The organism is Kocuria sp. CPCC 205235 (assembly GCF_040980905.1).
Lineage (GTDB): Bacteria > Actinomycetota > Actinomycetes > Actinomycetales > Micrococcaceae > Kocuria > Kocuria carniphila.
Genome location: NZ_JAVKPR010000018.1, coordinates 25,233 through 49,278 on the forward strand (window position 1 = coordinate 25,233; position 24,046 = coordinate 49,278).

Annotated in this window: 21 protein-coding genes; 4 read left to right on the plus strand and 17 right to left on the minus strand. The window is 65.3% G+C overall.

Annotated features, from left to right (window positions below; translation table 11 throughout):
* Positions 1-218: 218 nt before the first annotated feature.
* On the minus strand, positions 219-1,202 hold the full coding sequence (locus tag RF638_RS12040; protein ID WP_368628936.1) for a DUF2382 domain-containing protein: 984 nt from the start codon (positions 1,200-1,202) through the stop codon (positions 219-221).
* Between the two features lie 348 nt (positions 1,203-1,550).
* Between RF638_RS12040 and RF638_RS12045 the strand changes: the two genes are divergently transcribed.
* From RF638_RS12045 to RF638_RS12055, 3 genes are all read left to right on the plus strand, one after another.
* A complete protein-coding gene (locus tag RF638_RS12045) occupies positions 1,551-2,048 on the plus strand; it encodes an NfeD family protein (protein WP_095798054.1) in 498 nt (165 codons plus the stop codon).
* 50 nt (positions 2,049-2,098) lie between these two features.
* Positions 2,099-3,205, plus strand: coding sequence for an SPFH domain-containing protein (locus RF638_RS12050; RefSeq protein ID WP_095798055.1), 1,107 nt, complete (start codon positions 2,099-2,101; stop codon positions 3,203-3,205).
* Positions 3,206-3,310: 105 nt separating this feature from the next.
* Entirely contained in the window at positions 3,311-3,646 is a 336-nt protein-coding gene (locus RF638_RS12055) for an RNA polymerase-binding protein RbpA (RefSeq protein WP_095798056.1), read from the plus strand.
* A 133-nt stretch (positions 3,647-3,779) separates the two neighbouring features.
* Here the strand turns inward: RF638_RS12055 and RF638_RS12060 are convergent, their stop codons facing one another.
* From RF638_RS12060 to RF638_RS12130, 15 genes are all read right to left on the minus strand, one after another.
* On the minus strand, positions 3,780-4,520 hold the full coding sequence (locus RF638_RS12060) for a polyprenol monophosphomannose synthase (protein ID WP_095798057.1): 741 nt from the start codon (positions 4,518-4,520) through the stop codon (positions 3,780-3,782).
* 190 nt (positions 4,521-4,710) lie between these two features.
* Positions 4,711-5,814, minus strand: a complete 1,104-nt coding sequence (locus RF638_RS12065) for an amidohydrolase family protein (RefSeq protein WP_254049372.1) — start codon at positions 5,812-5,814, stop codon at positions 4,711-4,713.
* A 28-nt stretch (positions 5,815-5,842) separates the two neighbouring features.
* Positions 5,843-8,668 carry a DEAD/DEAH box helicase gene (locus RF638_RS12070; protein ID WP_368842123.1) on the minus strand — a complete coding sequence of 942 codons (2,826 nt, stop codon included), beginning with the start codon at positions 8,666-8,668 and terminating at the stop codon, positions 5,843-5,845.
* 59 nt (positions 8,669-8,727) lie between these two features.
* The gene (gene tatC, locus RF638_RS12075) at positions 8,728-9,624 is read right to left on the minus strand and encodes a twin-arginine translocase subunit TatC (RefSeq protein WP_368842124.1); all 897 of its coding nucleotides are present in this window, start codon (positions 9,622-9,624) and stop codon (positions 8,728-8,730) included.
* A gap of 97 nt (positions 9,625-9,721) precedes the next feature.
* On the minus strand, positions 9,722-10,060 hold the full coding sequence (tatA, locus tag RF638_RS12080) for a Sec-independent protein translocase subunit TatA (protein WP_095798060.1): 339 nt from the start codon (positions 10,058-10,060) through the stop codon (positions 9,722-9,724).
* Positions 10,044-10,424, minus strand: a complete 381-nt coding sequence (locus RF638_RS12085) for a hypothetical protein (protein WP_095798061.1) — start codon at positions 10,422-10,424, stop codon at positions 10,044-10,046. The genes tatA and RF638_RS12085 overlap by 17 nt, the downstream gene beginning before the upstream one ends.
* 29 nt (positions 10,425-10,453) lie before the next feature.
* Positions 10,454-12,574, minus strand: coding sequence for a WYL domain-containing protein (locus RF638_RS12090; RefSeq protein ID WP_095798062.1), 2,121 nt, complete (start codon positions 12,572-12,574; stop codon positions 10,454-10,456).
* On the minus strand, positions 12,575-12,970 hold the full coding sequence (locus RF638_RS12095) for an FKBP-type peptidyl-prolyl cis-trans isomerase (RefSeq protein ID WP_095798116.1): 396 nt from the start codon (positions 12,968-12,970) through the stop codon (positions 12,575-12,577). It lies immediately after the preceding gene.
* A gap of 56 nt (positions 12,971-13,026) precedes the next feature.
* The gene (locus RF638_RS12100; protein ID WP_259913284.1) at positions 13,027-14,040 is read right to left on the minus strand and encodes an FKBP-type peptidyl-prolyl cis-trans isomerase; all 1,014 of its coding nucleotides are present in this window, start codon (positions 14,038-14,040) and stop codon (positions 13,027-13,029) included.
* Between the two features lie 121 nt (positions 14,041-14,161).
* Positions 14,162-15,580, minus strand: a complete 1,419-nt coding sequence (pafA, locus tag RF638_RS12105) for a Pup--protein ligase (RefSeq protein ID WP_368842126.1) — start codon at positions 15,578-15,580, stop codon at positions 14,162-14,164.
* Between the two features lie 4 nt (positions 15,581-15,584).
* Positions 15,585-15,794 carry a ubiquitin-like protein Pup gene (locus RF638_RS12110; RefSeq protein WP_016996385.1) on the minus strand — a complete coding sequence of 70 codons (210 nt, stop codon included), beginning with the start codon at positions 15,792-15,794 and terminating at the stop codon, positions 15,585-15,587.
* Positions 15,795-15,834: 40 nt separating this feature from the next.
* Positions 15,835-17,508, minus strand: a complete 1,674-nt coding sequence (dop, locus tag RF638_RS12115) for a depupylase/deamidase Dop (protein WP_173674306.1) — start codon at positions 17,506-17,508, stop codon at positions 15,835-15,837.
* A complete protein-coding gene (arc, locus tag RF638_RS12120; protein WP_368842127.1) occupies positions 17,505-19,202 on the minus strand; it encodes a proteasome ATPase in 1,698 nt (565 codons plus the stop codon). The genes dop and arc overlap by 4 nt, the downstream gene beginning before the upstream one ends.
* On the minus strand, positions 19,195-20,295 hold the full coding sequence (locus RF638_RS12125; RefSeq protein ID WP_095798067.1) for a tRNA (adenine-N1)-methyltransferase: 1,101 nt from the start codon (positions 20,293-20,295) through the stop codon (positions 19,195-19,197). The genes arc and RF638_RS12125 overlap by 8 nt, the downstream gene beginning before the upstream one ends.
* 104 nt (positions 20,296-20,399) lie before the next feature.
* Positions 20,400-21,539: a site-2 protease family protein gene (locus tag RF638_RS12130; protein ID WP_095798068.1), complete on the minus strand. Its 1,140-nt coding sequence runs from the start codon at positions 21,537-21,539 to the stop codon at positions 20,400-20,402.
* Between the two features lie 136 nt (positions 21,540-21,675).
* Here RF638_RS12130 and RF638_RS12135 point away from each other — a divergent pair, with 136 nt between their 5' ends.
* Positions 21,676-22,572 carry a PAC2 family protein gene (locus RF638_RS12135; protein ID WP_095798069.1) on the plus strand — a complete coding sequence of 299 codons (897 nt, stop codon included), beginning with the start codon at positions 21,676-21,678 and terminating at the stop codon, positions 22,570-22,572.
* A gap of 112 nt (positions 22,573-22,684) precedes the next feature.
* Here RF638_RS12135 and mshC read toward each other — a convergent pair whose 3' ends face one another.
* On the minus strand, positions 22,685-23,992 hold the full coding sequence (gene mshC / locus RF638_RS12140; protein WP_368842128.1) for a cysteine--1-D-myo-inosityl 2-amino-2-deoxy-alpha-D-glucopyranoside ligase: 1,308 nt from the start codon (positions 23,990-23,992) through the stop codon (positions 22,685-22,687).
* Between the last annotated feature and the right edge of the window lie 54 nt (positions 23,993-24,046).

Here is a 24,046-nt window from a genome sequence, read left to right on the forward strand (position 1 = left end):
GTTACTCCTTGAATGTTCGTGTGACGCGCGTCCATACCGGGGACGCGCGGGACCCGCGGACCTTTCGGTGCAACGGGGACGCAGATGATGCTACCGCTCCGACCGGGAGCGGACACAGTTGACGGGCCGGGAAGCGGCCCGAAATCAGCTGCACCCCGGGCCCAAAGGCCCGGGGTGCAGCGATTACCGATTCAACGCCTCAGCGTTGCGGATCAGTTTCAGCGACGGGGAGCGTTGCCGCCCAGGCCGTCACGGCCGTCCAGATCGCGGTCACGGCCATCAAGGTCGCGGTCACGATCGGTCAGGTTGCGATCATTGCCGGTCTCGACATCGACCTGTTCCTTGCGAACATCGGCTTCGACGCGCTGGGTGTCGCGGACGGTCTCCTTGTTCAGGCCGACCTCCTCGACAGCCACGACTTCCTTCTCGACCACGGGGCGCTCTTCGTGGAGGGAAACCTCGACCTCTTCCTCACCGATGGTGCCGGTGCGGGCCTGGCCATCGCGGATCGGGGTGCGCTCGACGGAGACCTCTTCGCGCTCGACGGGAACGTCAACGGTCTCGTGATCGGTGACCACGTACTTGCGCAGACGTGCACGGCCGGTCTCGCGCTCCTGGGTGCCAACCTTGAGCTGCTCCTCGTGGCGAACCACGGATGCGTCGTCGCGGTCAGTCAGGTCGCGGTCGCGGTCAGCGACGTCGCGGCGGTCCTGGTCCACCAGGCCGCGGTCACGGTCGGTGAGGTCGCGATCACGGTCGCCATCGCGGCCTGCGGCTGCACCTGCAACACCGGCGGTGCCAGCGGTACCGGCAGCAGCGTTACGGTCGCGATCGTTCAAGTCGCGGTCACGGTCGGTGAGGTCGCGATCACGATCTGCGCCACGACCGTTGTCGTAGTTCAGCTCGTAGTAGCGGTAGAGCTCTTCCTCTTCCTGAGGGGAAAGGTGCTGGTCTGCATCGACCTTCGGAGCATCCTTGATGACATCCTTCTGGTAAGGCAGCACAACGCGGTCGCCGTCCTGGCGAGCGTCCTTCACCGGAACGAAGCTCTCCTTCGCTCCGAAGAGACCGGTGTTCACGGTCAGGAACGTGGGCTCACCCGAGTTGTCGTCGAGGAAAACCTGCTCCACCTTGCCGACCTTGTCGCCGTCAGCATCGTAGGCAGTGCTGGAGAGAATCGCATTCACATCGAAAGTGGTCATCGCAAGAACTCCTTCAAGTTTATTGCGTTCGTCAAAGCACGGTTTGTGCCCTGCGAGCCATCACTCTGCACGATGGCATTGTGATCTAGCTTGCCGCCCAGCTTACTGATGTTCAGTTGCCTGACAATAGATTTTCTCTCTCGGGTGAAATGACCGTGGGACACTTCCCCGGCCAAGGTTTATCCATTAGTGACCCGCTAGTACCGAGCGTGGGGCCCGCCTAGGAATGGGCCATTCCGGCCTCGAGGCGTGGGGTAGGGCACAATGGGAAGGGAGCCGACAGGTGGCGGGCTGCGCATCCTGCGGAGGCGGCCACTTCCGACACTTCAATCATGTCTGGAGCCTCACGTGTGGGACGCACTGGTCAATAACCCCTGGATCATTTGGCTGATCATCATGTTGATCTTGGCCGGAATCGAGATGCTCACCCTGGATTTCTTGTTCCTTATGATGTCCGTGGCCGCGCTGTGCGCCGGGGTGGTGAGTTTCTTCACCCATAGCATCCCCTTACAAGTGGTCACATTTGCGGTAGTCGCTGTACTTCTCATTTTCCTCTTGCGGCCGGTGGCCCTCAATCGGATCAACAGGTCCACTCCGAGCACGCGTTCCAACGCCGAACGACTGGTGGGACTGTCCTGCACCGTGCTGGAACCCGTCAGTGAGAACACCGGCCTGGTCCGTCTCGAAGGCGATATCTGGACCGCGCGATCTGCCGAACACGGCACGCTCGAGGTCGGGACCAAGGCCTATGTCTACCGGATCGACGGTGCCACGGCCGTGGTGTCCGGTACCGCCCCGGCAACCACCGACTTCTCCGACTCCCCCGCTTCCCAACCCGGGTACTAGAACATCAGTAGGGCCGTCCGGCCCGCACTCCACCCATGTGAGAGGACCCCATGGAAATCGTCATCACAGTACTGCTCGTAGTGGTGGTGCTGGCAGCGGCAATCGCCTTGATCAAGGCCGTTCGCATCATTCCGCAGTCGCGCGCCGGCATCGTGGAACGACTTGGCAAGTACCAATCCACCCTGAACCCCGGCCTGCACTTTCTGATCCCCTTCGTGGATCGACTTCTCCCCCTCATCGACCTGCGTGAGCAAGTGGTGCCGTTCCCGGCCCAGTCCGTGATCACCGAGGACAACCTGGTGGTTGGCATCGACACCGTGGTCTATTTCCAGGTCACCGACCCCCGCGCCGCTACCTACGAAATCACCAACTACATCCAGGCCGTGGATGAGCTCACGAGTGCGACCCTGCGTAACGTGGTGGGTGGTTTGAATCTTGAAGAGACGCTGACCTCGCGCGACAAGATCAACGCCGAATTGCGCGGTGTCCTGGACTCCACCACCGGACGCTGGGGCATTCGCATTTCCCGCGTGGACATCAAGGAGATCACGCCCCCGCCGTCTATTCAGGACTCCATGGAGAAGCAGATGCGCGCCGAGCGAGACCGTCGTGCAACCATCCTCACGGCTGAGGGTGAGAAGCAGTCCCAGATTCTGACCGCCGAGGGTGAACGGCAGGCCGCCGTGCTCTCCGCGGAAGGTGACGCCAAGGCTGCAATCCTGCGTGCCGACGGTGAGGCCCAAGCCATTGCCAAGGTCTTCGATTCGATTCACCGCGCCAAGCCCACCCAGAAGCTGCTGGCCTACCAGTACATCCAGACCCTACCCAAGGTGGCAGAGGGTTCCGCCAACAAGGTGTGGATGATCCCCGCTGAGCTCAGCACCGCACTGCGCGGAGTCGGCAATTTCCTCGCGACTCCGGGTGGCGGGGGCGAAGGCCCCCACGACTCGTCCTGGGATGATCCGGAAGAAGAGCCCGCGACCACCGGTTACTCGGAACCGATCGTGGAATCGGAGACCGTCAAGGTCACCGAGAAGGATCTCGAGCCGGATTTGACGCTCACCGACCCCAATGATTTCGAGATGCCGGAGCCTCCCTTTGCCGATCCGGCTGCCGGGGACCACGGTTCCAGCAGCGCCGGGAATGAATCGCGCTAGTTCGTGGTTGTACCCGGTTGATGCGGATCTCTGGGTCTCGAACATCCAGTTCAGGCCCCGGGATATCGCCCTTTGTACCAGTAGGACTTCAGGAAGGACCGTCCAGTGAGCGATCGCAGCCTGCGTGGAATGCGCTTGGGTTCCCAGTCGATGGAAACCGAGACCGGTGTTGAGCCGGCACCGCGCCAACGCGTGGAGTACCGCACCAAAGATGGTGAGTCGGTGAGCGTGATGTTTGCGGCGGAGGCGGAGATTCCCCCGGTGTGGACCACCAAGACCGGTCACGAGGCCATCCTGGTCAACGGTGAGAAGCCCGAGAACCCCAATGAGAAGCACGTGCGTACCCACTGGGACATGCTCATGGAGCGTCGCAGCTCGGAAGAGCTCGAAGAGATCCTGCAGCAGCGCCTCGACTTCTACAAGGAGCGCCACGCGCTCTGAGTCCCGCCATTCCCGGCCGCGCGCCCGCGGTCGCGCGGCCGGTGAGTGACCACGGACGAACGCCGACGCCGCGTACCAAGTCTGGTACGCGGCGTCGGCGTTTAAGTAGTGGTCGGGGTTCGCCCCGGAAGGTCTACTTGCGCAGGCCCAGCTTTCCGGCCAGAGTCTGAGCGCGTGCGGTCAGCCCCCACTTCGCCACGTTGGTCGCGGCCTCCACGGTGACATCCTTGCTCATCTTCGACACGCCCTCTTCGCGTTCCACGAAGGTGATGGGAACTTCCGTGATCTTCAGGCCCAGGCGTTCGGTACGCCATGCGAGGTCGATCTGGAAGCAGTAACCGCGCGAGCGCACGGAGGCCAGATCAATGGCCTCGAGAGTGCCGCGCTTGAAGGCGCGGTACCCGCCGGTGATGTCGTGAACGGCGGTGCCCAGCAGAACACGCGAATAAAGATTGCCACCGCGGGAGATCAGCTGGCGGTCCAGGGGCCAGTTCTCCGTGCGGCCACCCGGTACATAGCGGGAGCCGATGGCCAGATCCGCGCCGTTCTCAATGGCGTCCAGGAGCAAGGGCAGCTGCTCGGGCTGGTGGGAGCAATCCGCGTCCATCTCGACCAGCACGTCGTAGCCGTTGTCGAGGCCCCAGCGGAAACCGGCAATGTAGGCCGGGCCGAGACCCTCCTTCTTGGCGCGGTGGAGCACGTGGATGTGATCATCCGCGGCGGACATCTCGTCGGCCATGCGGCCGGTGCCGTCCGGGCTGTTATCGTCCGTGATCAGCACGTGCGCATCGGGAACGGCCGCCCGCAACCGGGTCACCACCGTGGGCAGCGATTCGCGTTCGTTATAGGTGGGGATGATCGTGAGAACTCGCACCGGGCGTCCTTTCAAGCCACTGGGGACGGGGAAAAACGCCCCGAACACACCACAGGGCAGGCCCACCCGCCTTCGGACCAGGCGCGAATTGCTCCGCAGCACTGTTTTCTAAGGACGGATGAACCCACCCGGCAGTAAGAATTCAGTCTAACCGGCAATTCTGGTCAGCACCAAGATGGCCGATTGTCAATCACTCGAAGATCACGTTTCCGCCCACCACAGTGCGTTCGCACACGGGCAGCCGCGGGTCGTCGAGGGCGGGAAGGGCTGGCGTGCGGGCGCGGGGATCCGTGCTCCAGGATGCTCCGGTGCCCTGCGCCTGCTGCACCATGAGCGACTCAGCATCCCACATCGTCAGGCTGGCCTCTGCTCCGGGGGCGAGTTGGCCGGCCAGCGGCTGAGCGTCACGCTGGGCCCGCCACACGCCACGGGTCAGGGCCAGGAACGCCGCACGAGCCGAGGTCCGATGACTCGGTTCCTTCGCCTCAAGGGCGTCCTTGACGGCCTGCCACGGGTTCTCCGCGTCGGTCGTGAGAGTCACGGGCACACCCGCGCGCGCCAGCGCCGTCAGCGGTGCGGCGCCGGGACGCGACGTCACGGACAGAGCGTGGCGGGCGAGCGATTCACTTTGTTCCTCGCTGAGTTCGCCCACGCCCACGAGCCGGTGCCCGCGCGACCTGAACGCACGCTCCCCCACCGTGTCGGTGGCCTGCTGCGCGGCCTCGAGAATCACGTCGATAACGGCCGACGGCGCTCCCTCCACGGTGGCCTCGGGGCGGGCCTCGCACACGACCACGGCCTGGTAGCGGGCCTCGGAGCACGCCACCAAGTGGGAGGTTACGTCCTCCAGCAGAGCGGCGGGGTCCTGGGCGGGGTCGATCTCGATACCGAGGCACGGCCGCGGTGCACCGGCGGAGGCGATGGCCGAGGCCTCCGTCACGGGATGGATCAGGATGGGTAACGGCACGAGACCCGCGTCCGTGGCACGGGTCGCGGCGTCGTTCAAGGTCCGGGCGTTGTCGGAAAGCAACTCCACGGCACCATAGCCCTGAGCTGCCGAGACGATCTGTGTGCCGTGGGTGACACGCTGGTGCGCCACGAAGGACGGAGTAATCACCGCGCCGTGCACGTCCACCACCGTGGACTGTTCGCCCGCCATGGCGTGAGCTGCGCTGTCGGAACCCAACCACGCGACCGTTGGCCCATCCACCAGGATGGCCGTGGCGAACGGATCCACCGGCGAATACACCGAGGCGTTCATATACATCACGGTGGTTTTGGTCTGTGGGCTCACTCTGTCCTCCGGTAAGTCATGCTGCTGGTCACTGTTCAAAGACGCTGTACTCCACCACACCGCGGCGCACAGCCTGGATGGCGTCGAGGGCGACATCGCGGATGGCCGGGTCCAGGTGCTCGACCCCGGCCAATTGGTCCAGCAGATCAATGGTCTGCTTGGCCCAGCGGACGAAATCCCCGGCCGCCAGATCAGTACCCGACAGGGTCTTGGTCAGGCTGGCGCCTCGGGCCCAGCGATACATGGCGTCCACCAGACCCAGCTCAGGTTGTGCCGTTTGCGGCAACCGGTGCTGGGACTCCACATCGGTCAGCACCGACCAGTTGTGGATCAATGTCTGCACTGCGGCCTCCATGTGGGCCGTGGGCATCTTAGGGCGGGAGCCCTGGTCTTCTCGGCGGGGTTGATATACCAACGCGGTCACGACGCCCGCCAGGCCGGCCACGTCCAGGCCGTCCAGGAAACCGTCACGCAGGGTTAGGGCCAGTAGGAGATCTCGTTCGCCGTAGATCCGACGCAGTTGTTGGCCCGCGGGAGTGGGTTTGAGATTCCCTGACTCGTCCGCGCGCAGGTAGTCGAAGTGCGTGAGCACGGCGCAGACCCTGTCGAACGTTGCGGCGATGCTGCCCGTACGGCCGGCGATCTGCTTGCGCAGACCCTCGGTTTCCTTCTCGAGTTTCCAGGCACGCTCGGCCCACCGTGCGTGGTGCTCGCGGTCGGAACAGCCGTGGCACGGGTGCGACCGAAGGGCGCGGCGCAGGTCCTCGATCTTGCGATCCCTCGCGGACGTGCCCCGATCGAAACGGATGGTGTGCCCACCACTGCGTTCACGTGCGGGCCGGTGTTCGCGCAGGGCCGCACGCACGGTGGATGCTAGGTCTTTGCGTTCCTGCGGGGAACGCCCCGAATAGCGTTTGGGGATCTTGACCTTGGACTCCGGTTCGAGTGAGCCATCCAAGTCGTTCACGCCCACGCGGCGCAGTTTGCCGTCCAGGGTGAGGATGTGAGGCCGCGGATCGAAGGGATGTTCATCGGCCTTCACGACCACCGCGTAACCCGCGTTACGCCCCTGGGGGATGTCGATGACATCGCCGGGAAGCAGATCCTGGAGCGACACCGCGGCGTCGTTGCGTTGCCGGGCGGAGCGGGACTTGGTCGCGGACTTCTCGAGTCCGTTGAGCTCTCTGCGCAGACGCGCGTACTCGGTGAAGTCGCCCAGGTGGCAGGCCATGGCCTCTCGATATGCTTCGAGGGTCTTCTCCTGCGACCGCACCCGTTTGGCGATCCCCACCACGGAACGGTCCGCTTGGAACTGGGCGAATGAGGTCTCGAGAATGGACCGTGACCGCTTGGCACCGTAGCGGGCGATCAGGTTCGTGGACATGTTGTACGTGGGGCTGAAGCTGGAGTTCAGCGGGTACGTCCGTTTGGAGGCCAGACCGGCCACGGTCTGCGGATTCATCCCGTCGCGCCACAGCACCACGGCGTGGCCTTCGACGTCGATCCCGCGTCGGCCGGCACGACCCGTGAGCTGCGTGTACTCACCGGGGGTGATATCAACCCTGGATTCACCGTTGAACTTGTCGAGCCGTTCGAGCACGACGGATCGGGCGGGCATGTTGATACCCAGTGCAAGGGTTTCGGTGGCGAACACGGCTTTCACGAGCCCCTGGGCGAAGAGCTGCTCCACTACTTCCTTGAAGACGGGGAGCATGCCCGCGTGGTGGGCGGAAATGCCGCGCACCAGGCCGTCGTACCAGTCGTGGTAGTTCAACGCGGCGAGATCCGCGGTGGTCATGTGCGAGGTCGCCTCGGCCACGTAGGCGCGAATGGTCTTCTGTTCTTCCGGGGTGGTCAGCCACAGATCCGCGGCCACGCACTGGGCCACGGCTGCGTCGCAACCCGCACGGGAGAAGATGAAGGTAATCGCCGGCAGCAGGGCCTCGGCGTCAAGGCGCCGAAGTAACTGCGGACGGGAAATCCGCTCCAGGCGCGCCACGCGAGGCTCGGAATGGTGTGGCCCGCGGCGGCGTCGGCCGCGGTGATTGGGGCCGCGTCCGCCACCGCGACCGCCCCGGGGGTGCTGGGCACGGAACAGTCTGAGCAGTTCCGGGTTGACCGCTGGCTCGTCTGCATCGGGCTCGGCCTGGCGCTCGGCGGCTTGCTCCACCGTGTCGTCCACGAAGAGGTCCAGCAGCTGCGGGCCCACCTGAACGTGCTGCCACAACGGGACCGGGCGGTGCTCGGAGACCACCACGTCCGTGTGGCCACGAACCTGATGAAGCCACGCACCGAATTCCTCGGCATTGGACACCGTGGCGGACAGGGACGCGAGCTGCACGTGTTCCGGCAAATGGATGATGACTTCTTCCCAGACCGCCCCGCGAAAACGATCCGCGAGGTAGTGCACCTCGTCCATGATCACGAACCCCAGGTTGGTCAGGGTCGAGGAGTCCGCGTAGAGCATGTTGCGCAAGACCTCGGTGGTCATGACCACGATGTCCGCCTCCGAATTGACCGAGGTGTCACCGGTCAGCAGACCCACACGATGGCTCCCCCAACGGCGGGAGAACTCGTGGAACTTCTGGTTGCTCAGCGCCTTGATGGGGGTCGTGTAGAAGGCCTTGCGACCCCGGGAGAGAGCCAGGTGGATCGCGAACTCCCCCACGACCGTCTTACCGGCACCCGTGGGGGCGGCGACCAGAACACCGTGCCCTTGTTCGAGTGCCCTGCAACCCTCGATCTGAAAAGGATCGAGCTCGAAATCCAGCAGCTGTTCAAACGCCGCGAGTTCGGTGTTCGCGTGGGCCGCACGGGCCTTGGCGGCCATGAAACGATCGGCGTGAGAAGACATGGCACCAGCCTACGGCGTAGCGCGGACACCGATTAAATCAGCGCGGTGTGGTTCCGCTGCTAGCCCATCTTGCGGAGGTCCTCCGCAGAGGTCGCGCTGTCCGCGGTGACTCCGGTTGCTGCTTCGCGCTTGGCAGCCTTCTTGGCCCGGCGACGGTCCAGGAAGAGACACAGTCCCACGGCGACGAAGAACAGCACCAACAACGGAATGGCCAGGTACAGCATGGTCACCGGGTCCGGCCCGGGCGCAGCCATGGCCGAGATGACCAGCACGATCACGACCACCACCCGCCAGGACTTCAGGATCGTGCGACCGGAAAGCAGCCCCAGCATGTTGAGCCCCACCAGGAACACTGGGATCACGCAAGAAACACCGAAGGTCAGGATCAACTGCAGGAAGAAGCGCAGGTACTGATTGGCCTCCACGAAGTTCGCGCCGCCCTCCGGGGTGAACGCGGTCAACGCGTACACCGCGGCGGGCAAAGCCGTGATGGCCAAGACGCAGCCGCCGATGAACAGCGGAATGGCCGCCGCCAGGAATCCCATGGCGTAGCGGCGCTCGTGCTTGTGCAGAGCCGGAGTGATGAACGCCCACAGCTGGTACAGCCACACGGGCGAAGCGAAGATGACACCCAGCACCAAGGCCACCTCGACCATGATGTTGAAGGAACCGCCCACCGACGAGTAGTTGATGGTGGCGGTTCGACCCGAGTCCGCCAGACGCTGCAGCGGTTCGGTGATGTACTGCATGAACGGGTTGTAGACCATGAACCCCGCCACCGCGCCGATCACGGCCGCGATGGCGGACTTGATCAATCGGTTGCGCATTTCACGCAGGTGCTCCTTCAGGGCCATCTGGGCCTGAGGGTTGTTCCTGCGCGAGGTGTTCTTCTTGCGGTTCCGACGCTCCTTACGGCGCGAAGGATCCCGCAGAGACTTGGAATCAGTGGCAGACATACGAACCTATGTGTTGAGAGGGGCTGCACCGGGGTGCTCGTCGGGCCGAACCATGAGGTCCGGCCCGATCGCTGTGTAGTGAGTGGTGCCCCGTGACCTACGCGCTGGGGCGCTGGTTGGGATCAACCTGGTTGTTCGGCTGCGCGGCGGCCTGGCCCGTTGATTGACCGGGAGCGACCGGGCCGTTGTTCACGGTGTTGGTCTGTGTGGGATTCTGCGGCTGCGAAATGGTCTGGCCGTCGGATACCGGCTGGCCGTTCACGGTGACGTTGTCGTCATCGCCGTCCTTCTTCATTTCCTTGACCTCGGACTTGAAGATCCGCATGGACTGGCCCAGGCTGCGGGCCATGCCCGGAAGCTTGGGGGCACCGAACAGCAGCAGGATCACCACGAGGATGAGGATGATGGTGAGGGGGCTGTCAAACAAGCGGCCCATGGTGGATTCCTTTCCGTTCAGCCCGGCGGAGATCGGACAGCCGTTGGGGCTGGCCCTTGGCGTCCTTGCGGTTCATGCGGCGGATGAGCCGGGCTGTATGTCGTTGATCGCGACCGCTTGAATAGGCGGCGCGGGCCGAATTCACCGGGGTGAACACGGCAGGTTCAGCGGGTGTGCGCAGTGGTTGTGTCGCTCCCTGGGCCGCGGCGTTCCACCGCACCGTGAAGTCATCGGCGAAGGCCTCGACCTCACGTAATGCGGGTAAGGCCTTCTTGGTGACCAATCCCCACACCGCGCCCACGATGAACGCGAGACTGACGAGGACCAGGACGGTCCACAGCACAATCCACATCCACCACAGCATGGACCCCAGTATAGGGCCGCGCGAATCCTCTACTGGTGCGTTGTGTCCGTGAAGAGACTGTTATTTATCCACTGTTCAACTGAGTGGACCACCTCGGGCGGTGACGCCACCGCCACGTGACCCGCGTGCCTGGTCACGAGCGAACACAGTGCCTCGACCGTGGGGAAATCCACCTCGGCGGCCACGTACTCGGGCAGCTGTTTGGGGCCCTTGGAGCTCCCCGGTCCCGCAGTCACGGTGATCGGTGGTTCGTCGCTGGCGGGTAGTTCCACCGTGGCGGCACGCTTGGCGTGGTAGTGCTCCACGATCCAACGGCCACGCCGGTCGGTCACGAGCACCGCCTGAACGGGTCGTCGTTTCTCCGGGTACAAACTCGTGCGCATTTCGGAGTCCATGCGCGGATGCGCCTGGGCCTCTCCAATGTCTTCGCAACTGAGGATGCAGTCCGCTCGGAACGTCCTGGGCCCCTTGGCGTTGAGGCACCAACCGCGCACGTACTGGTGTCCGTCCGAGGACACGATGCGCACAGGGTCCACGAGACGTTCGGTGACCTCGTCCCGTGAGGCCACCACGTAGCGGATCTTGATCCGCCGATTGTTCGCAATCGCCTCGCGCACCCGACTGACCAGTTCGGTGTCCTCGGGGACCGGTTCGGCGGGTTGGTCCGGTGCGGCCAGGGCATCCGCGAGCGGCAACGCGTCCGCGGCGGTCGCCACCTTGCGCATGGTCGAGCGCACGACGTCGCTGTTGCCGCCCGGTAGCGCCTGGAGCGTTTGCAGCCCCATCAGCAAGGCGCTGGCCTCGGGTACGGTCAGCCGCACGGGTTCCGAAAGTTCTTGGGCATTACCCAGGTAGATGTGGCCGTCGTCCCAGGACGCATCGATGAGCTGATCGGGCATGTGACCCGGTCGCCCGCACACGAACAGCGTCTGCAGATCCGCGATCAACTCCTGATCGGTGATTCCAAAGTGCCGAGCCGTTTCTTCCAGCTGAGCCCCCTGGTGGGAGTACACGTGGCGCACGATGTGCAAGAGCCGGGCGAGATGTTGTTCCGTACTGGCCTTCGCGGCGCCGCTGCGGCGCTGCTTGCCCCAGGCAACAGCCACGCCACCCACGCGTTCCTGGAATTTCCGAGCCTCGGACAGACGCCGTTCGACCGCCTTGGCCACGGCACGCTGAGTTCCCAGGTCGGCCCCGGCTGCCGTGGCAACCCGAGCATCGGGACCCGCTGCACACACGTGCTCGGCGGCGCCCTCGGTGTCCGGGACGGCCAGCAGCACGGCGTCGAAGCCTTCGGGCAGATGCGGATCCTCGTCCGCGATCGGCGCGGCGATCTGACGCAACAACTGCGCTGCACCCTGACGAACGTAGACGGTTACCCGCACGCGCGTGGGCGGGTACACCATGCGCGCGAGCTGCCCACCCATGGAGAAATCTTCGGGAGGTTGGAAACTGTCCCGGGTGACAGCCACCTCGGAAATGATCCTGGACAGCCGGAAGGTGCGCTCGGCCTGCCGGTCCTCGTCCCAGCCGGCCAGGTACCACGCACCGAAGCGCGAACCCACGCCCCAGGGTTGAACCGTGCGACGGCTGTAGGTACCCGTGCGATCCACGTAGTCGAAGCGCACCGTGCGGTGGCTCAGCACCGCGGACAGCAACGGTTCGAACGCTGGGTCCGCCACGGCCACGGTGGGCTGGACGTCACGGCCGGGTGCTGCCTCATGAGACAGCGCAGGTTCCAGCTTGTCGAGGGCGCGGCGCGCCAAACGATCCTGAGCGGCGTCGTTCCAGGCGTCCGCGGCAACCGCGAGGACGGCCGATTCCTCCGCACTGAACTGGACCTGGGGCAATTGGTACGAGCCGCGGGACACGCGATAACGCGGAGCCAGCTGGGCGTCGGAGGCCCACGGATCGTCGTCGGGGATTTCCTCGACCGGATAGCCGAGGGACCTCAAATGCGATTTGTCGCGCTCGAACATCCGCTCGAACGCGTCGTGGCTGCCGGCCTTGTGGTACCCGGGAACGATCTCCCGCAGCTGATCACGCGTGTAACCGCTCTCGCGATCCAGCAGCGCAATGAGCAGGTTGAGGAGCCGCTCCGCCGACGCTGCGGTGGAGCGGCCCGATACCGAACCTGAAGATGGGGGCATTTAGCGGACGTCGAGCAGATCGACCACGAAGATGAGTGCTTCGTCAGGGCCGATGGCGCCAGGAGCGCCGCGCTTGCCGTAGGCCATCTCTGAAGGGATCTCCAGACGACGGCGACCGCCCACCTTCATGCCCAGCAGACCCTGGTCCCAACCCTGGATGACCTGGCCGATGCCCACGGTGAAGTCCAAGGGCTGGTTGCGGTTCCAGGAGGCGTCGAATTCTTCGCCACCCGAGTAGGTCACGCCCACGTAGTGGCAGGAAATGCTGTCGCCGGCCTTGGCCTCGCGGCCGGTGCCCGGGATCACGTCAGTGATACGCAGTTCGGTGGGAACCGGATCCTGCGGGAAATCGATCTCCGGCTTGGAACGATCCAGGTTGCGCTGTCCAAATGACACGGTCATGGCCTTTCGTAGAAACCGTCCCCACTGGGGGACCTGTCCGATCGACTAGTTTACTTCTCCGACTCGGACGGCGCTGGCTTGGGCGCCTCGGATCCGCCGGCTTCCTCCGAGGGCTGAGGCGCAGCACTCTCCGACGGAGCTGCGGACTCACTGGGTGCGGGTTCGGGAGTGGGGACGGCACCGAGGATGTCCACCACGAACACGAGCGATCCGGACGGGTACTGCGAGTCCTTGCCGAGCTGCTTCTCGGTGCCGTAGGCCTGATCGGTCGGCACGGCGAGCAGCACGCGCGAGCCCACCTTCTGCCCCTTGAGGCCTTCCTTCCACCCCTCGATCACGTTGTCGAGCGGGAAGGATGCGGGCGCATTCTTGTCGTAGGAGGAATCGAAGACCTCGCCGTCCTCCCAGCGCACGCCCACGTAGTTGGCGACCACGGTGTCCGTGTCTGCTACTTCTTCACCGTCGCCCTCGCTGAGGACTTCGGTCTGGAGGTCCTTGGGTTCCTTACCCGAAGGCTTCTCAATGGTGGGTTTGCCTTGATCGTCCTGAGTGACGTTGGGCATCTTGTCCGAGGTGTCCTTCATGTCCTCGTTGAGCGGGGCCAGAATCTTCTTGGCCACCTGGTACACCTCCACCGACGTGGACTCGTCACCGGCGGCACCACTGGTGTCCGGGGAGCTGTAGGCGATGATCGCGCCTTCCTGGGCGTCGATCAGGGCATCGTGCATCTCCGGGATGGCTTCCTTGAGCTGGTCGTCCAGCTTGAGTACCTGACCGGCTCCCTGGCTGTACGTATCGCCCAACGACGAACCGTCGGAACCCTTGAACAGAGCCGCCTGCAGGAGGATGTTGTCGCCCTCGTCCAGGTCTTCGCCGTCACCTTCGCGCAGCACCTTGGTCTCCGCCTCGCTCACCTGGAGTGGAGTTTCGAACGAGACCGACGGCGCGGTGCCCTCGGACGGGTCCTTGGCCAATTCCACCGAATCCATTTCGGCTCCGCCGCACGCGGTCAACATCAGGGACAAGGCCAGGGCGGTGCCCGCGGCCGGAACAATCTTTCGCAAAGGAGGATTCACCTTTCAACACGAATGGGCACTGAGGGAAGTCGCCCACCAATCTATGGGACACGGTTGAGCATCAGCTGATACTTCTCGTGCCACGCCCGTGGGGGTTCCCCGTGAACTTTCAGCTCTTGGACATGGCCTGGACCTCGGCAATCAGTTCGTCCGCATCCGGCTGGGACGTGGCGAACGGGTCCTTGCACATCACGGTGCGCTGGTTCTGCGAACCGTTGAGTTTGAGGTGCACCCAGTCCACGGTGTAGTTCTCTCCCGCGTCCAGGACGGCCTGGATGAACTTGCCGCGCAGGCTCGCCCGCGTGGCCGGGGGCTGCGTGACGGCGGCCTGAGCGGCGTCGTCGGAAATGAAAGTGGCAACCGAGCCGCGGCGACTGAGCATGCGGAACAGCCCGTGCGTGGGTGAGGTGTCGTGGTAGGCGAAATCCAACTGCAGCAACCGCGGGTTGGCGTAATCCATGCCGTGGGCGGCGGCGTAGGAGTCCAGTAGCTTCTTCTTGATGGCCCAGTCGAGCTCGGTGTCCACCAGGTCGAAGCGCTGCTCGGCCACGGCGCGCAAGCCGCGCTCCCACAGTTCCAGTACCCAGTCCACGCGATCGTGGTGCGCACCGTGGCGATCCACGAAGTGTGTGACGGCCTGAAGGTACTCGTGCTGCAGGTCCACGGCGGACATCTTTTCGCCCGAGGCCAGCTCCACCTGCGCCCGGCCGGTGAGGTCGTGCGAAATGATGCGCAGCGCGGCCGCGGGATCCGCGAGCGTGCGGTCCGGCAGGATCTTGCCCGCCTCGATCATCCTCAGCATGAGATCCGTGGTGCCCATCTTGAGCGCCGTGGTGGTCTGGGACATGGACGAGTCGCCGTTGATCACGTGCAGCCGGCGGTAGTGCTCGGCATCTGCGTGGGGCTCGTCGCGCGTGTTGATCATGGGCCGCGAGCGCGTGGTGGCCGAGGAGAAACCTTCCCAAATGTGGTCCGCGCGCTGCGAGAAGGAATAGCTGGGACCGTGGCTGCCGTCGCCCAGGGTGAGGCCGCCGAATTCTGCGGGGCCGTTGGGGTGCACCCGACCGGCGCCGACCAGGATCTGGCGGGTGACCAGGAACGGGATCAGCACCTGTACCAGGCGCGCGTACTCGGTGCGGCGGGAGATCATGTAGTTCTCGTGGGAGCCGTAGGAGTTCCCGGCGGAGTCCACGTTGTTCTTGAACAAGTGCACCGTGCCGCCGGTTCCGTCCTGGTCCAGTTCTTGTTGGAGCTGCTGTCGCAGATCGTCCACGATCAGCTCACCGGCTACGTCCTGCGCCACGACATCCTCGAGTGAGGCGGTCTCCGCGCTGGCGTATTCGGGGTGCGAACCCACGTCGAGGTAGAGCCGGCCGCCGTTGGGGAGGAACACGTTGGATGCTCTCCCCCACGCGAGCACGGGCGCGAACAGGCGCCGCGCCGTCTCGTCGGCACCCAGGCTGTGTCCCTGGGACACGCTGTGGGTAATGCCGAACTCGGTTTCGATGCCGTAGATTCTGCGGTCCACGAGCTTACTGGCCGCCCTTCTGGACGAAGCCCTTCACGAAGGCCTCAGCGTTGGTTTCAAGTACGCCGTCGATCTCGGCGAGCAGGTCATCGGTGCCCTGGGTGTCGCGCTGGGCCTGACCCGCGCCCTGCGACGGCGCCGGGGTGCCGTTGTCGGGCAGGTCGGTTTCTTCCTCGCGACGCGAGCCCTGGCCGAAAATGCGTTCCTGTGCCATGTGTCTCTCCTGACCTCTCAGTGGTTCAAGTCTCGGGTACTCAGTTCAGGCCGGTTCCGGTGACCGTGCCGGGGCGCTGTTCCGCTACCCGGTGTACCCACTGTTCAACGTCCGGGGCGTCGAACCATTCCCGCGTTGTCTCGCGGTTGAGATCCAGCGGTTCCGGCATGCCGATGCGCGCGCCCCTTCGGATCCCGGGGAATTCCACGTTCACGCTGTCCCAGCCCACGCTCACCATCGCGGACGGGTAGCGGCGCACGGCGGTGCCGCGGAACCACGCACGGGTGTCCTCGGGGGGCTGGTCCGCAGCGCGTTCGATGGTTTCGGAGTCGACCAGCGTGCGGATCCGCCCGGCCGAGGCCAACCGGTGGTAGAGCCCCTTTTCGGGGCGAATGTCCGCGTACTGCAGGTCGATCGCGATCAGTCGGGGGTCGTTCCACGCCATGCCATCTCGCTGCCGGTACGCGTTGAGCAGGGCGTACTTGGCAGCCCAGTCGAGTCGGTCGGCCAAGCGGGAGGGGTCGTCCGCCAGGTCGGTCAGGACTTCGTCCCAGAGGTCCAGTACCTGTCGGGTGTCCTGGTCCAGCCCGTCCGGCGCCAGTTCGCGTTCCAGCTCCAGCGCGGCGCGGTAATACTCGCGCTGGATGTCGACGGCGCTCAGCTCGCGTCCGTCGCGCAAGGGCACGGTCGCGGTCACGGACGGGTCGTGGCTGACCGTCTGCAGGGCGGCCACGGGATCGGCAAGGTCCAGGGCCGGCACCCGGTCATGTTCGATCAGGTTGAGTACGAGCGAGGTGGTGCCGAACTTCAACACCGTGGCGGTGTGGGACAGGTTGGCGTCACCGATGATCACGTGCAGCCGGCGGTATTTGGTGTCGTCCGCGTGGGGTTCGTCGCGCGTGTTGACGATGGGGCGGTGGATGGTGGTTTCCAGGCCCACGGTGCGCTCGAAGAAGTCCGCGCGCTGGCTCAGTTGGAAGCCCGGTTCGGAACCGTCCACTCCCAGGCCCACGCGGCCGGCACCGCACATGATCTGGCGGGTAGCGAAGAACGGCAGCAGTGCTGAGGTGATCCGATCGAACGGCACCGCGCGGTCCACCATGTAGTTCTCGTGGGCACCGTAAGACACTGATTTGTTATCCGTGTTGTTCTTGTACAGGTTCACGGCCGGAGTCCCGGTCTTCTCCGCGCCCCGCGCCAGTTCCGCAACGGCGCGCGCGGCCACCACGTCCCCCGCGGCATCCCAGGTCAGGGCGTCCAGCGGGGTGGTGACCTCCGGGGAGGAATATTCCGGGTGCGAGTGGTCCACGTACACGCGCGCCCCGTTGGGGATCACGGTGTTCATGATGACCTTTCGCCAGTCCATGTCCTCCGTGTACATCGCGGACTCGGTGATGGCTTCCGCCGCGATTTCTTCGGCGGTGAGCACCGGGGCCTGATCGGTCAACTGCGAGGGGTGGGCCTGTTCTCGGCTCATCGTGTACCCGCGAGCATCGGACAGTGGGGCCTCGGAACCGTAGTCCCAGCCGGTGCCCACGCTCGTTTGCCCGTCCGAACCGTTCCTTCCAGAAGATTCCCGGGACAGTTCCCGCGCTACCCGCAGCGCATAACTGGTCACCACCCGGGTGGAGAGCACGGTGGCATTCGCGTGGGGCTCCCCCACGGCCAACACCCCGAATTCGGTCTCACTGCCCATGACCCTGCGAACGCTCATGACCGCTCTCTTTCGGGGAGTGATCCGGTACCGCGGTGCATCGCCATCCGGACGTCCTGGATCGTGTTGGCCCGGCGACCGGTCAGGCGCGCCCAGTCCTCGGGGTCCGCGGTGTTGGGCAGGTCCTGCTGTTCGTAGAATTCTTCGTCCACGGCATCCACCAGGTGTTCGCGGGTCAGCCCGCGTTCGCCCGTGGTGAGCAGGGTCTTGATGGCCTGCTTCTTGGCGCGGTCCACCACGTTGCGGATCACCGCGCCCGAGGCGTAGTCGGCGAAATACAGGGTTTCCTGGCCGCCGTCGCGGTAGCTGATGGTCAGGAATTCCGTGGCGGGGGTGCGGTCGTACAGGTGCGCGATCGCGGCGTCGATCAGCTGATCGGCGGCGGCCTCCCGGGAACCCGCCGCGGCGACGTCGGCCTCGCGCAACGGCAAGTCCGGGGTGATGTAGAGCTTGAAGATTTCGCGAGCGCCGTCGCGATCCGGGCGGTCGATGCGGATCTTGACGTCCAGGCGGCCGGGGCGCAGCACGGCGGGGTCGATCATGTCCTCGCGGTTGGTCGCGCCGATCACGATCACGTTGTCGAGTTTCTCGACGCCGTCGATCTCGGTGAGCAGCTGCGGCACGATGGTGGTTTCCACGTCCGAGGACAGGCCCGAACCGCGCACGCGGAACAGCGAGTCCATTTCGTCGAAGAACACGACCACGGGCACGCCGCGGGCGGCTTGTTCGCGGGCGTTGGCGAAGATCGAGCGGATCTGGCGCTCGGTCTCACCCACGTACTTGTCGAGCAGCTCGGGGCCCTTGATGTTCAAGAAGTAACCGAGGGCGCGTTCGCGTCCGGCCTTGGCGGCGCTGCGTTCGGCCAGCGAGCGCGCGACGGCCTTGGCGATCAGCGTCTTGCCGTTGCCGGGAGGCCCGTAGAGCAGGATGCCCTTGGGCGGGCGCAGTCCGTGTTCGCGGTACATGTCCGGGTGCACGTAGGGCAGTTCCACGGCGTCGCGGATGGCTTCGATCTGGGCGCCCAGACCACCGATGTCCGCGTAGCTGACCTCCGGTACCTCCTCCAGGACCAGCTGTTCCACGTCCGTGCGTTCCACGTGCTCCAGGGCGAAGCCGGTGCGGTGGTCCACGGTCACGGCGTCACCGGGTTTGGGGCGATTACGGCGCAGGGCCCCGGAGAGCAGCATGACGCGTTCCTCATCGGAGCGGCCCACGGTCAGTACGCGGTCGTGGTCGATGATTTCCTTGATGGTGGCCACTTCGCCCACGCGGTCGTAGTCGAGGACCGCTGCGACCACGTAGTTCTCGTTGAGGAGCACCCCGATCCCTGGTTCGCAAGAGCTCAACGACACGAGCGGGCCCACGGCCACGCGCATTTTTCGCCCGGACACCAGCACGTCCAGGCTGGCCACGGTGATCACCGGGCCGTCTCCCGTGGCCGTACCCACGGGTTGGTGGCCGGGATTAACTTGCTGCACCACACCGAAACTCATGGGCGGAACAGCCTCAGCGGCGAGCGTCTGCTTGAGCTTGACGATCTCCTGCCGGGAGGCGTCCAGCAGGCGCACGAGTTTCTGGTTCTGCGAACCCACGCTCGCGAGTTGCTTGTCCAGGTTGCGCTTCTGGTCGCGCAGCATGTTGATCTGCCGCTGCGAATTGTCGGTGGCGCGGTTCTCGGGGGTGGAATCACTCATGACTGGTGTCCTCCGTGCTCTGCGGGGTGTTCTCCCGTCGCGAGTCGGGATCGATCTGGGCCGTGGCCTTGGCGGCCTGTTCGGCCAGGTTGGTGGCGTCGCGGCCGGCGCGGCGCAGCTTGCGGTCGGAGACGATCCGCTCGCCCAGGGCCACGGGCGTCCACGCCTGCAGATCCTCTTCCGTGTAATCGCTCTTGGACGCACGACGCTTGGGTGCCAGGCGCACGGCACCTTCGGCGAGCTTGCGGGACTGGATCAGGAATCCGGTGTGCGCGACCATGCGGTGGTCGGGGCGGACCGCCAGTCCCTCCACGTGCCAGCCGCGCACCATGGTCTCGGAGGCTTCGGGTTCGGTGTAGCGGCCGTCCGCGCGCATCGCCTCCGCCACGCGCGACAGCTGGGTCACGGTCGCGACATAGCAGATGACGACGCCGCCCGGGGCCAGTACGTGGGCCACGGCGTCCAGGCATTCCCACGGGGCCAGCATGTCGAGCACCACGCGGTCCACGGAACCGGCTTCTTCGACCCGGGTCAGTTCTTCCGCGAGATCGCCCAACGTCAACTGCCACGCCGGGTGCGGGCCGCCGAACATGGTCTCGATATTGCCGCGAGCGATGTCCGCGAACTCTTCGCGTCGTTCGAAGGAGTGCACCGTGCCTTCATCACCCACCGCACGCAGCAGCGAGATGGAGAGTGCACCGGAACCCACGCCGGCCTCGACCACGCGGGCTCCGGGGAAGATGTCGGCCATGGTCACGATCTGACCGGCATCCTTGGGATACACCACGGCCGCACCGCGGGGCATGGACAGCACGAAGTCCTTGAGCAGCGGGCGCAGTGCCTGGAACTGGATGCCGCCCGAGTTGGTCACCACGGTGCCTTCCGGGGCGCCGATCAGTTCCTGGTGGGCCAGCACGCCACGGTGGGTGTGGTACTCGCCGCCCTCGGCCAGCGTGATGGTGGTGATGCGGCCGCTGTCATCGGTCAGCTGCACGCGTTCGCCCACGCGCAAGGGACCCCTCCGGTTGGCGGCACCGCGGACGGGTACTGCGCTCTGGGTGGTTTCGGGGCGTTCGTGCGACTGCTCGGTCATGTGCTCGCTTTCACGAAAGGTGCGATGTGGTGTTCATCAGGGGCTGGCGCGCGTGGCGCTCCGGTCACTATCTGTCATTGTCTCACCGTGAACCGTGAGAGCCCTCATCGCCCCATGATGTGGCGGGCAAGATCTTGATGGTGCACCACGCCCACCACGGATCGCTCTGGATCGAGCACGATCACCCACGGGAACCCGTTGATCTCCAGGTGTCGCAACAGATCGTCACCGCGCTCGTCGGCTGGCGCGGAAGCCTCCGCGGGGGCCCATTCCATGACGTTTCCCACCGGAGTACTACCGCGTAGATCAGCCGGAACCGTGGCGGCTCGTTGCGGGCTGAGCACCCCCAGGTGACCCGAGGCCGCGTCGCGCGCCACGACGTCGGGAGTCCACCCGCTGTAGCCCTGGCTCGTGGCGGCCAAGACGGAGGTGTCCACCATTGACAGCGGCAGGTCCGGTGAGAATTCGAATGCGGGTCGCGCAATCGATGCTGCGCGCAAGGGGTGGACCCGCCCCAGCACCTTGGCCTGTTTGAGGGCTTGGGAAGCTCCCATGAAGATGAACGCCGCGATCATGAGCATGATGAGCAGGGTGATGGGCGAAGTCCAGAGTCGCTGCCACACAATCCACACCACGATCAGGGCGGCCAGGCCGCGGCCGCTCCACGCCGCCACGGCGGTTCCCTTGCTCTCCGACCCGGTGAGCCGCCAGATGAGCGCCTCAACTACGCGCCCACCGTCCAGTGGCAGCCCGGGCAGCAGGTTGAAGAGTCCCAGGATCCAGTTGGCGAACACCAGTAGTTGCAGCAGCGCCCATCCGGGTCCAGCGTTCTGGGCGGGGGCCAGGAGCATGACGGCGGTGCCGATGCCCGCCAGGATGATGTTGGCCATCGGTCCCACCAAGGACACCAACGCGGTGGATCCCGGTGAGGCACGCACGGCGCCGAACGTGGTGTGGCCACCCATCAGCGTCAGCACGATGCGCCCGACCGGCCAGCCGGCGGCTCGCCCCACGAGCGCGTGGGCTACCTCGTGGACCAGCACGCTGAAGGCCAGTCCCACGGCGAACCCGAAGGCGATGACCAGATTGATCCAGCCCAGCTCTGGGTAGATCCGCCACAGGATGGGCCCGTAGAGCACCACGGTCAGGACGGCGATCACGAACCACGAGCGATCCAGGTGAACGTCCACCCCACCGATGCGGCCCAGACGGAGTCCTCGGCGGGCAGCGGTACCCCCGCTCATCCGAACGCCCGCTCGGTCGGGCGGGCATGGTGTGTGGCGCGTTCGAAGTGCATGCGCCCATGCTAAGCGGGCAGCCGGTGAGGCCGCTGAATCACCGCTCGTGGTACTGCATCCCCGCTCGCCGTACAGTGGAACGGTGAGTACGTTTGACGAGAAGAATTCGCAACCGCAGGTCGGCCCCTTCGGCGTGGTCCGCGACGGCGACGAAACCGAGAAGGTCACCGTGATGATCGCGGCCTTCGAGGGCTGGAACGATGCCGGTGATGCCGCGACCGACGCCCTCAAGTTGATGAGCGAGCACTACGGTGCGCGCGAAGTCTTCGAGGTGTCCCCGGACGATTTCTACGACTACCAGTACTCCCGGCCCGTTGTGCGCCGTGGTCTGAGCGGTGAGCCCAAGCTGCAGTGGCCCACCACCAAACTGTTCAAGGCACCGGTTCCCGGGACCAATCTGGAGTTGGTGTTCCTGCACGGCTGGGAACCGTCCTATAAATGGCGCACCTTCACCGCTGAGCTGATCGAACAGGCGACCACTCTGGACGTGGACTTCGTGGTCATGATCGGCGCGCTACTCGCCGATGTCCCCCACACGCGTCCCATTCCGGTGACGCTGACTTCGGACACCGAAGAGCTGCGCGATGAACTCAATATCGAGGCACCCCAGTACGAAGGCCCCACCGGCATCGTGGGCGTTCTCTCGCACATGGCTGCGCGCGCCGGCTTCCCCACGATCAGCATGTGGGCTGCCGTCCCGCACTACGTCGCACAGTCCCCGTCGCCCAAGGCCGAACTTGCGCTGTTGCGGCAGCTGGAGGAACTGCTGGGCATTTCACTGCCCGTGGAACCGATCGTGGAGGATTCGGAGGCCTGGGAACGCGGCGTCAATGAACTTTCCGAAGAGGACCCGGAGGTGGCCGCCTACGTGCGCCAGTTGGAAGAGGCCAAGGACACCGTGGACCTCCCCGAGGCCACCGGTGACGCGATTGCCCGCGAGTTCGAGCGCTATTTACGACGCCGCGACGACCGCGGGTAGCAACGGTCACCCGCGCTTCGGGTCACGTCCCGGACACGACACAACGGCGGCGGTTCCCTGTCCGGGGAACCGCCGCCGTTGTGTTGTGTCGACGAACGAGTGGATCGGGGGCCTAGAGCACGACTCCCAAGCGGGATTCGATGAGATCCACGGCCAGCTGACGATCCTCCGCGGACGCGTTGGCGCCGCGGGCGGCAGCACCGCCCTTGTTCCGAGCGGCCCAGGCGTCCACGCCAATCAGCGCGGCCGGCGCATTGAGGTCATAGGCGAGGGCGGCGCGGACGGCCTTGAGCAGGTCCTCCGCACCGGCGGTCTCCGGCTTGGCCGCGGCCTCGCGCCACGAGGCCAGACGGCGCTTGGCGTCCGCGAGCAGGTCATCGGTCCAGAACCAGTCCGTGCGGTAATGATTCGCCAGGATTGCCAGGCGGATCGCCGCCGGGTCCACGCCTTGTTCGCGCAGTTTGGAGACCAGCACCAGGTTGCCCTTGGACTTGGACATCTTCTCGCCCTCGAGTCCCACCATGGACGTGTGCACGAAGTGCTCGGCCATGGGCTTGCCCGACAGCGCGTAGGAGTGGCCTGCACCCATGTCGTGGTGCGGGAAGGCAAGGTCCGAACCGCCGCCCTGCACCGTGAACGGAGTGGGCAGGTACTTGAGGGAGATCAGGGAACATTCGATGTGCCACCCGGGGCGACCGGCGCCCAGCGAGGCACCGTCCCATGCGGGTTCACCGGGGCGGTTGACGCGCCACAACAGGGGGTCGAGCACATCGTGCTTACCTTCGCGTTCGGGGTCTCCCCCGCGTTCGGCGAACAGCGGCAGCATTTCTTCGCGGGTCAGACCGCACACATCACCGACCACCCAGGCATCCGGGTCGGTTTCTTTCAGCTCCGCGGCGGCGTTGACGTCGAAGTACACGTCGCCAGCCGGTTGAGCCGCGCCGTCCTCGTCCACGCCCCCGGGTACCCGGTAGGCCAAGCCACGCTCGATGAGTCCCTCCACAGCAGGAACGATCCATTCGACGGATTCGGTGGCGCCCACATAATGCGCCGGCGGAATGACGTTCAGGGCGCTCATGTCCGTACGGAACAATTCGGTCTGTTCTTCGGCGAGGTCCCGCCAGTCGACACCCGTGGCCTCGGCACGTTCCAGCAGGGGGTCGTCCACGTCGGTGACGTTCTGGACGTACGTGACGTGCTGAGCGGCGTCGTCCCAGGCGCGGTGCAGCAGGTCGAAGGACACGTAAGTGGCGGCGTGGCCCATGTGGGTCGCGTCGTAGGGCGTGATGCCGCAGACGTACAGTCCCACTTCGGATCCAGCGGGCAGCTGGACCATCCGTTGCTGCCGAGAGTCGTAGACCGAGGGTGTGGGGGCTGTTCCGGGCAATTCGGGAACGGGACGGGCAGACCAGGACTTCATACTCACCTTTTGTTCACGGACATCGGTCACTCAAGAGTTCAACGGGCGCCTCCG

Bases quoted from the DNA above. Each gene is read 5' to 3' on its own strand.
- arc (WP_368842127.1), bottom strand. From the start codon at position 19,202: ATGAGTGATTCCACCCCCGAGAACCGCGCCACCGACAATTCGCAGCGG.
- RF638_RS12085 (WP_095798061.1), bottom strand. From the start codon at position 10,424: ATGCTGTGGTGGATGTGGATTGTGCTGTGGACCGTCCTGGTCCTCGTC.
- tatC (WP_368842124.1), bottom strand. From the start codon at position 9,624: ATGTCTGCCACTGATTCCAAGTCTCTGCGGGATCCTTCGCGCCGTAAG.
- RF638_RS12125 (WP_095798067.1), bottom strand. From the start codon at position 20,295: ATGACCGAGCAGTCGCACGAACGCCCCGAAACCACCCAGAGCGCAGTA.
- dop (WP_173674306.1), bottom strand. From the start codon at position 17,508: ATGAGCGTTCGCAGGGTCATGGGCAGTGAGACCGAATTCGGGGTGTTG.
- RF638_RS12040 (WP_368628936.1), bottom strand. From the start codon at position 1,202: ATGACCACTTTCGATGTGAATGCGATTCTCTCCAGCACTGCCTACGAT.
- tatA (WP_095798060.1), bottom strand. From the start codon at position 10,060: ATGGGCCGCTTGTTTGACAGCCCCCTCACCATCATCCTCATCCTCGTG.
- RF638_RS12070 (WP_368842123.1), bottom strand. From the start codon at position 8,668: ATGTCTTCTCACGCCGATCGTTTCATGGCCGCCAAGGCCCGTGCGGCC.
- RF638_RS12090 (WP_095798062.1), bottom strand. From the start codon at position 12,574: ATGCCCCCATCTTCAGGTTCGGTATCGGGCCGCTCCACCGCAGCGTCG.
- RF638_RS12110 (WP_016996385.1), bottom strand. From the start codon at position 15,794: ATGGCACAGGAACGCATTTTCGGCCAGGGCTCGCGTCGCGAGGAAGAA.
- mshC (WP_368842128.1), bottom strand. From the start codon at position 23,992: ATGAAGTCCTGGTCTGCCCGTCCCGTTCCCGAATTGCCCGGAACAGCC.
- RF638_RS12050 (WP_095798055.1), top strand. From the start codon at position 2,099: ATGGAAATCGTCATCACAGTACTGCTCGTAGTGGTGGTGCTGGCAGCG.
- RF638_RS12130 (WP_095798068.1), bottom strand. From the start codon at position 21,539: ATGAGCGGGGGTACCGCTGCCCGCCGAGGACTCCGTCTGGGCCGCATC.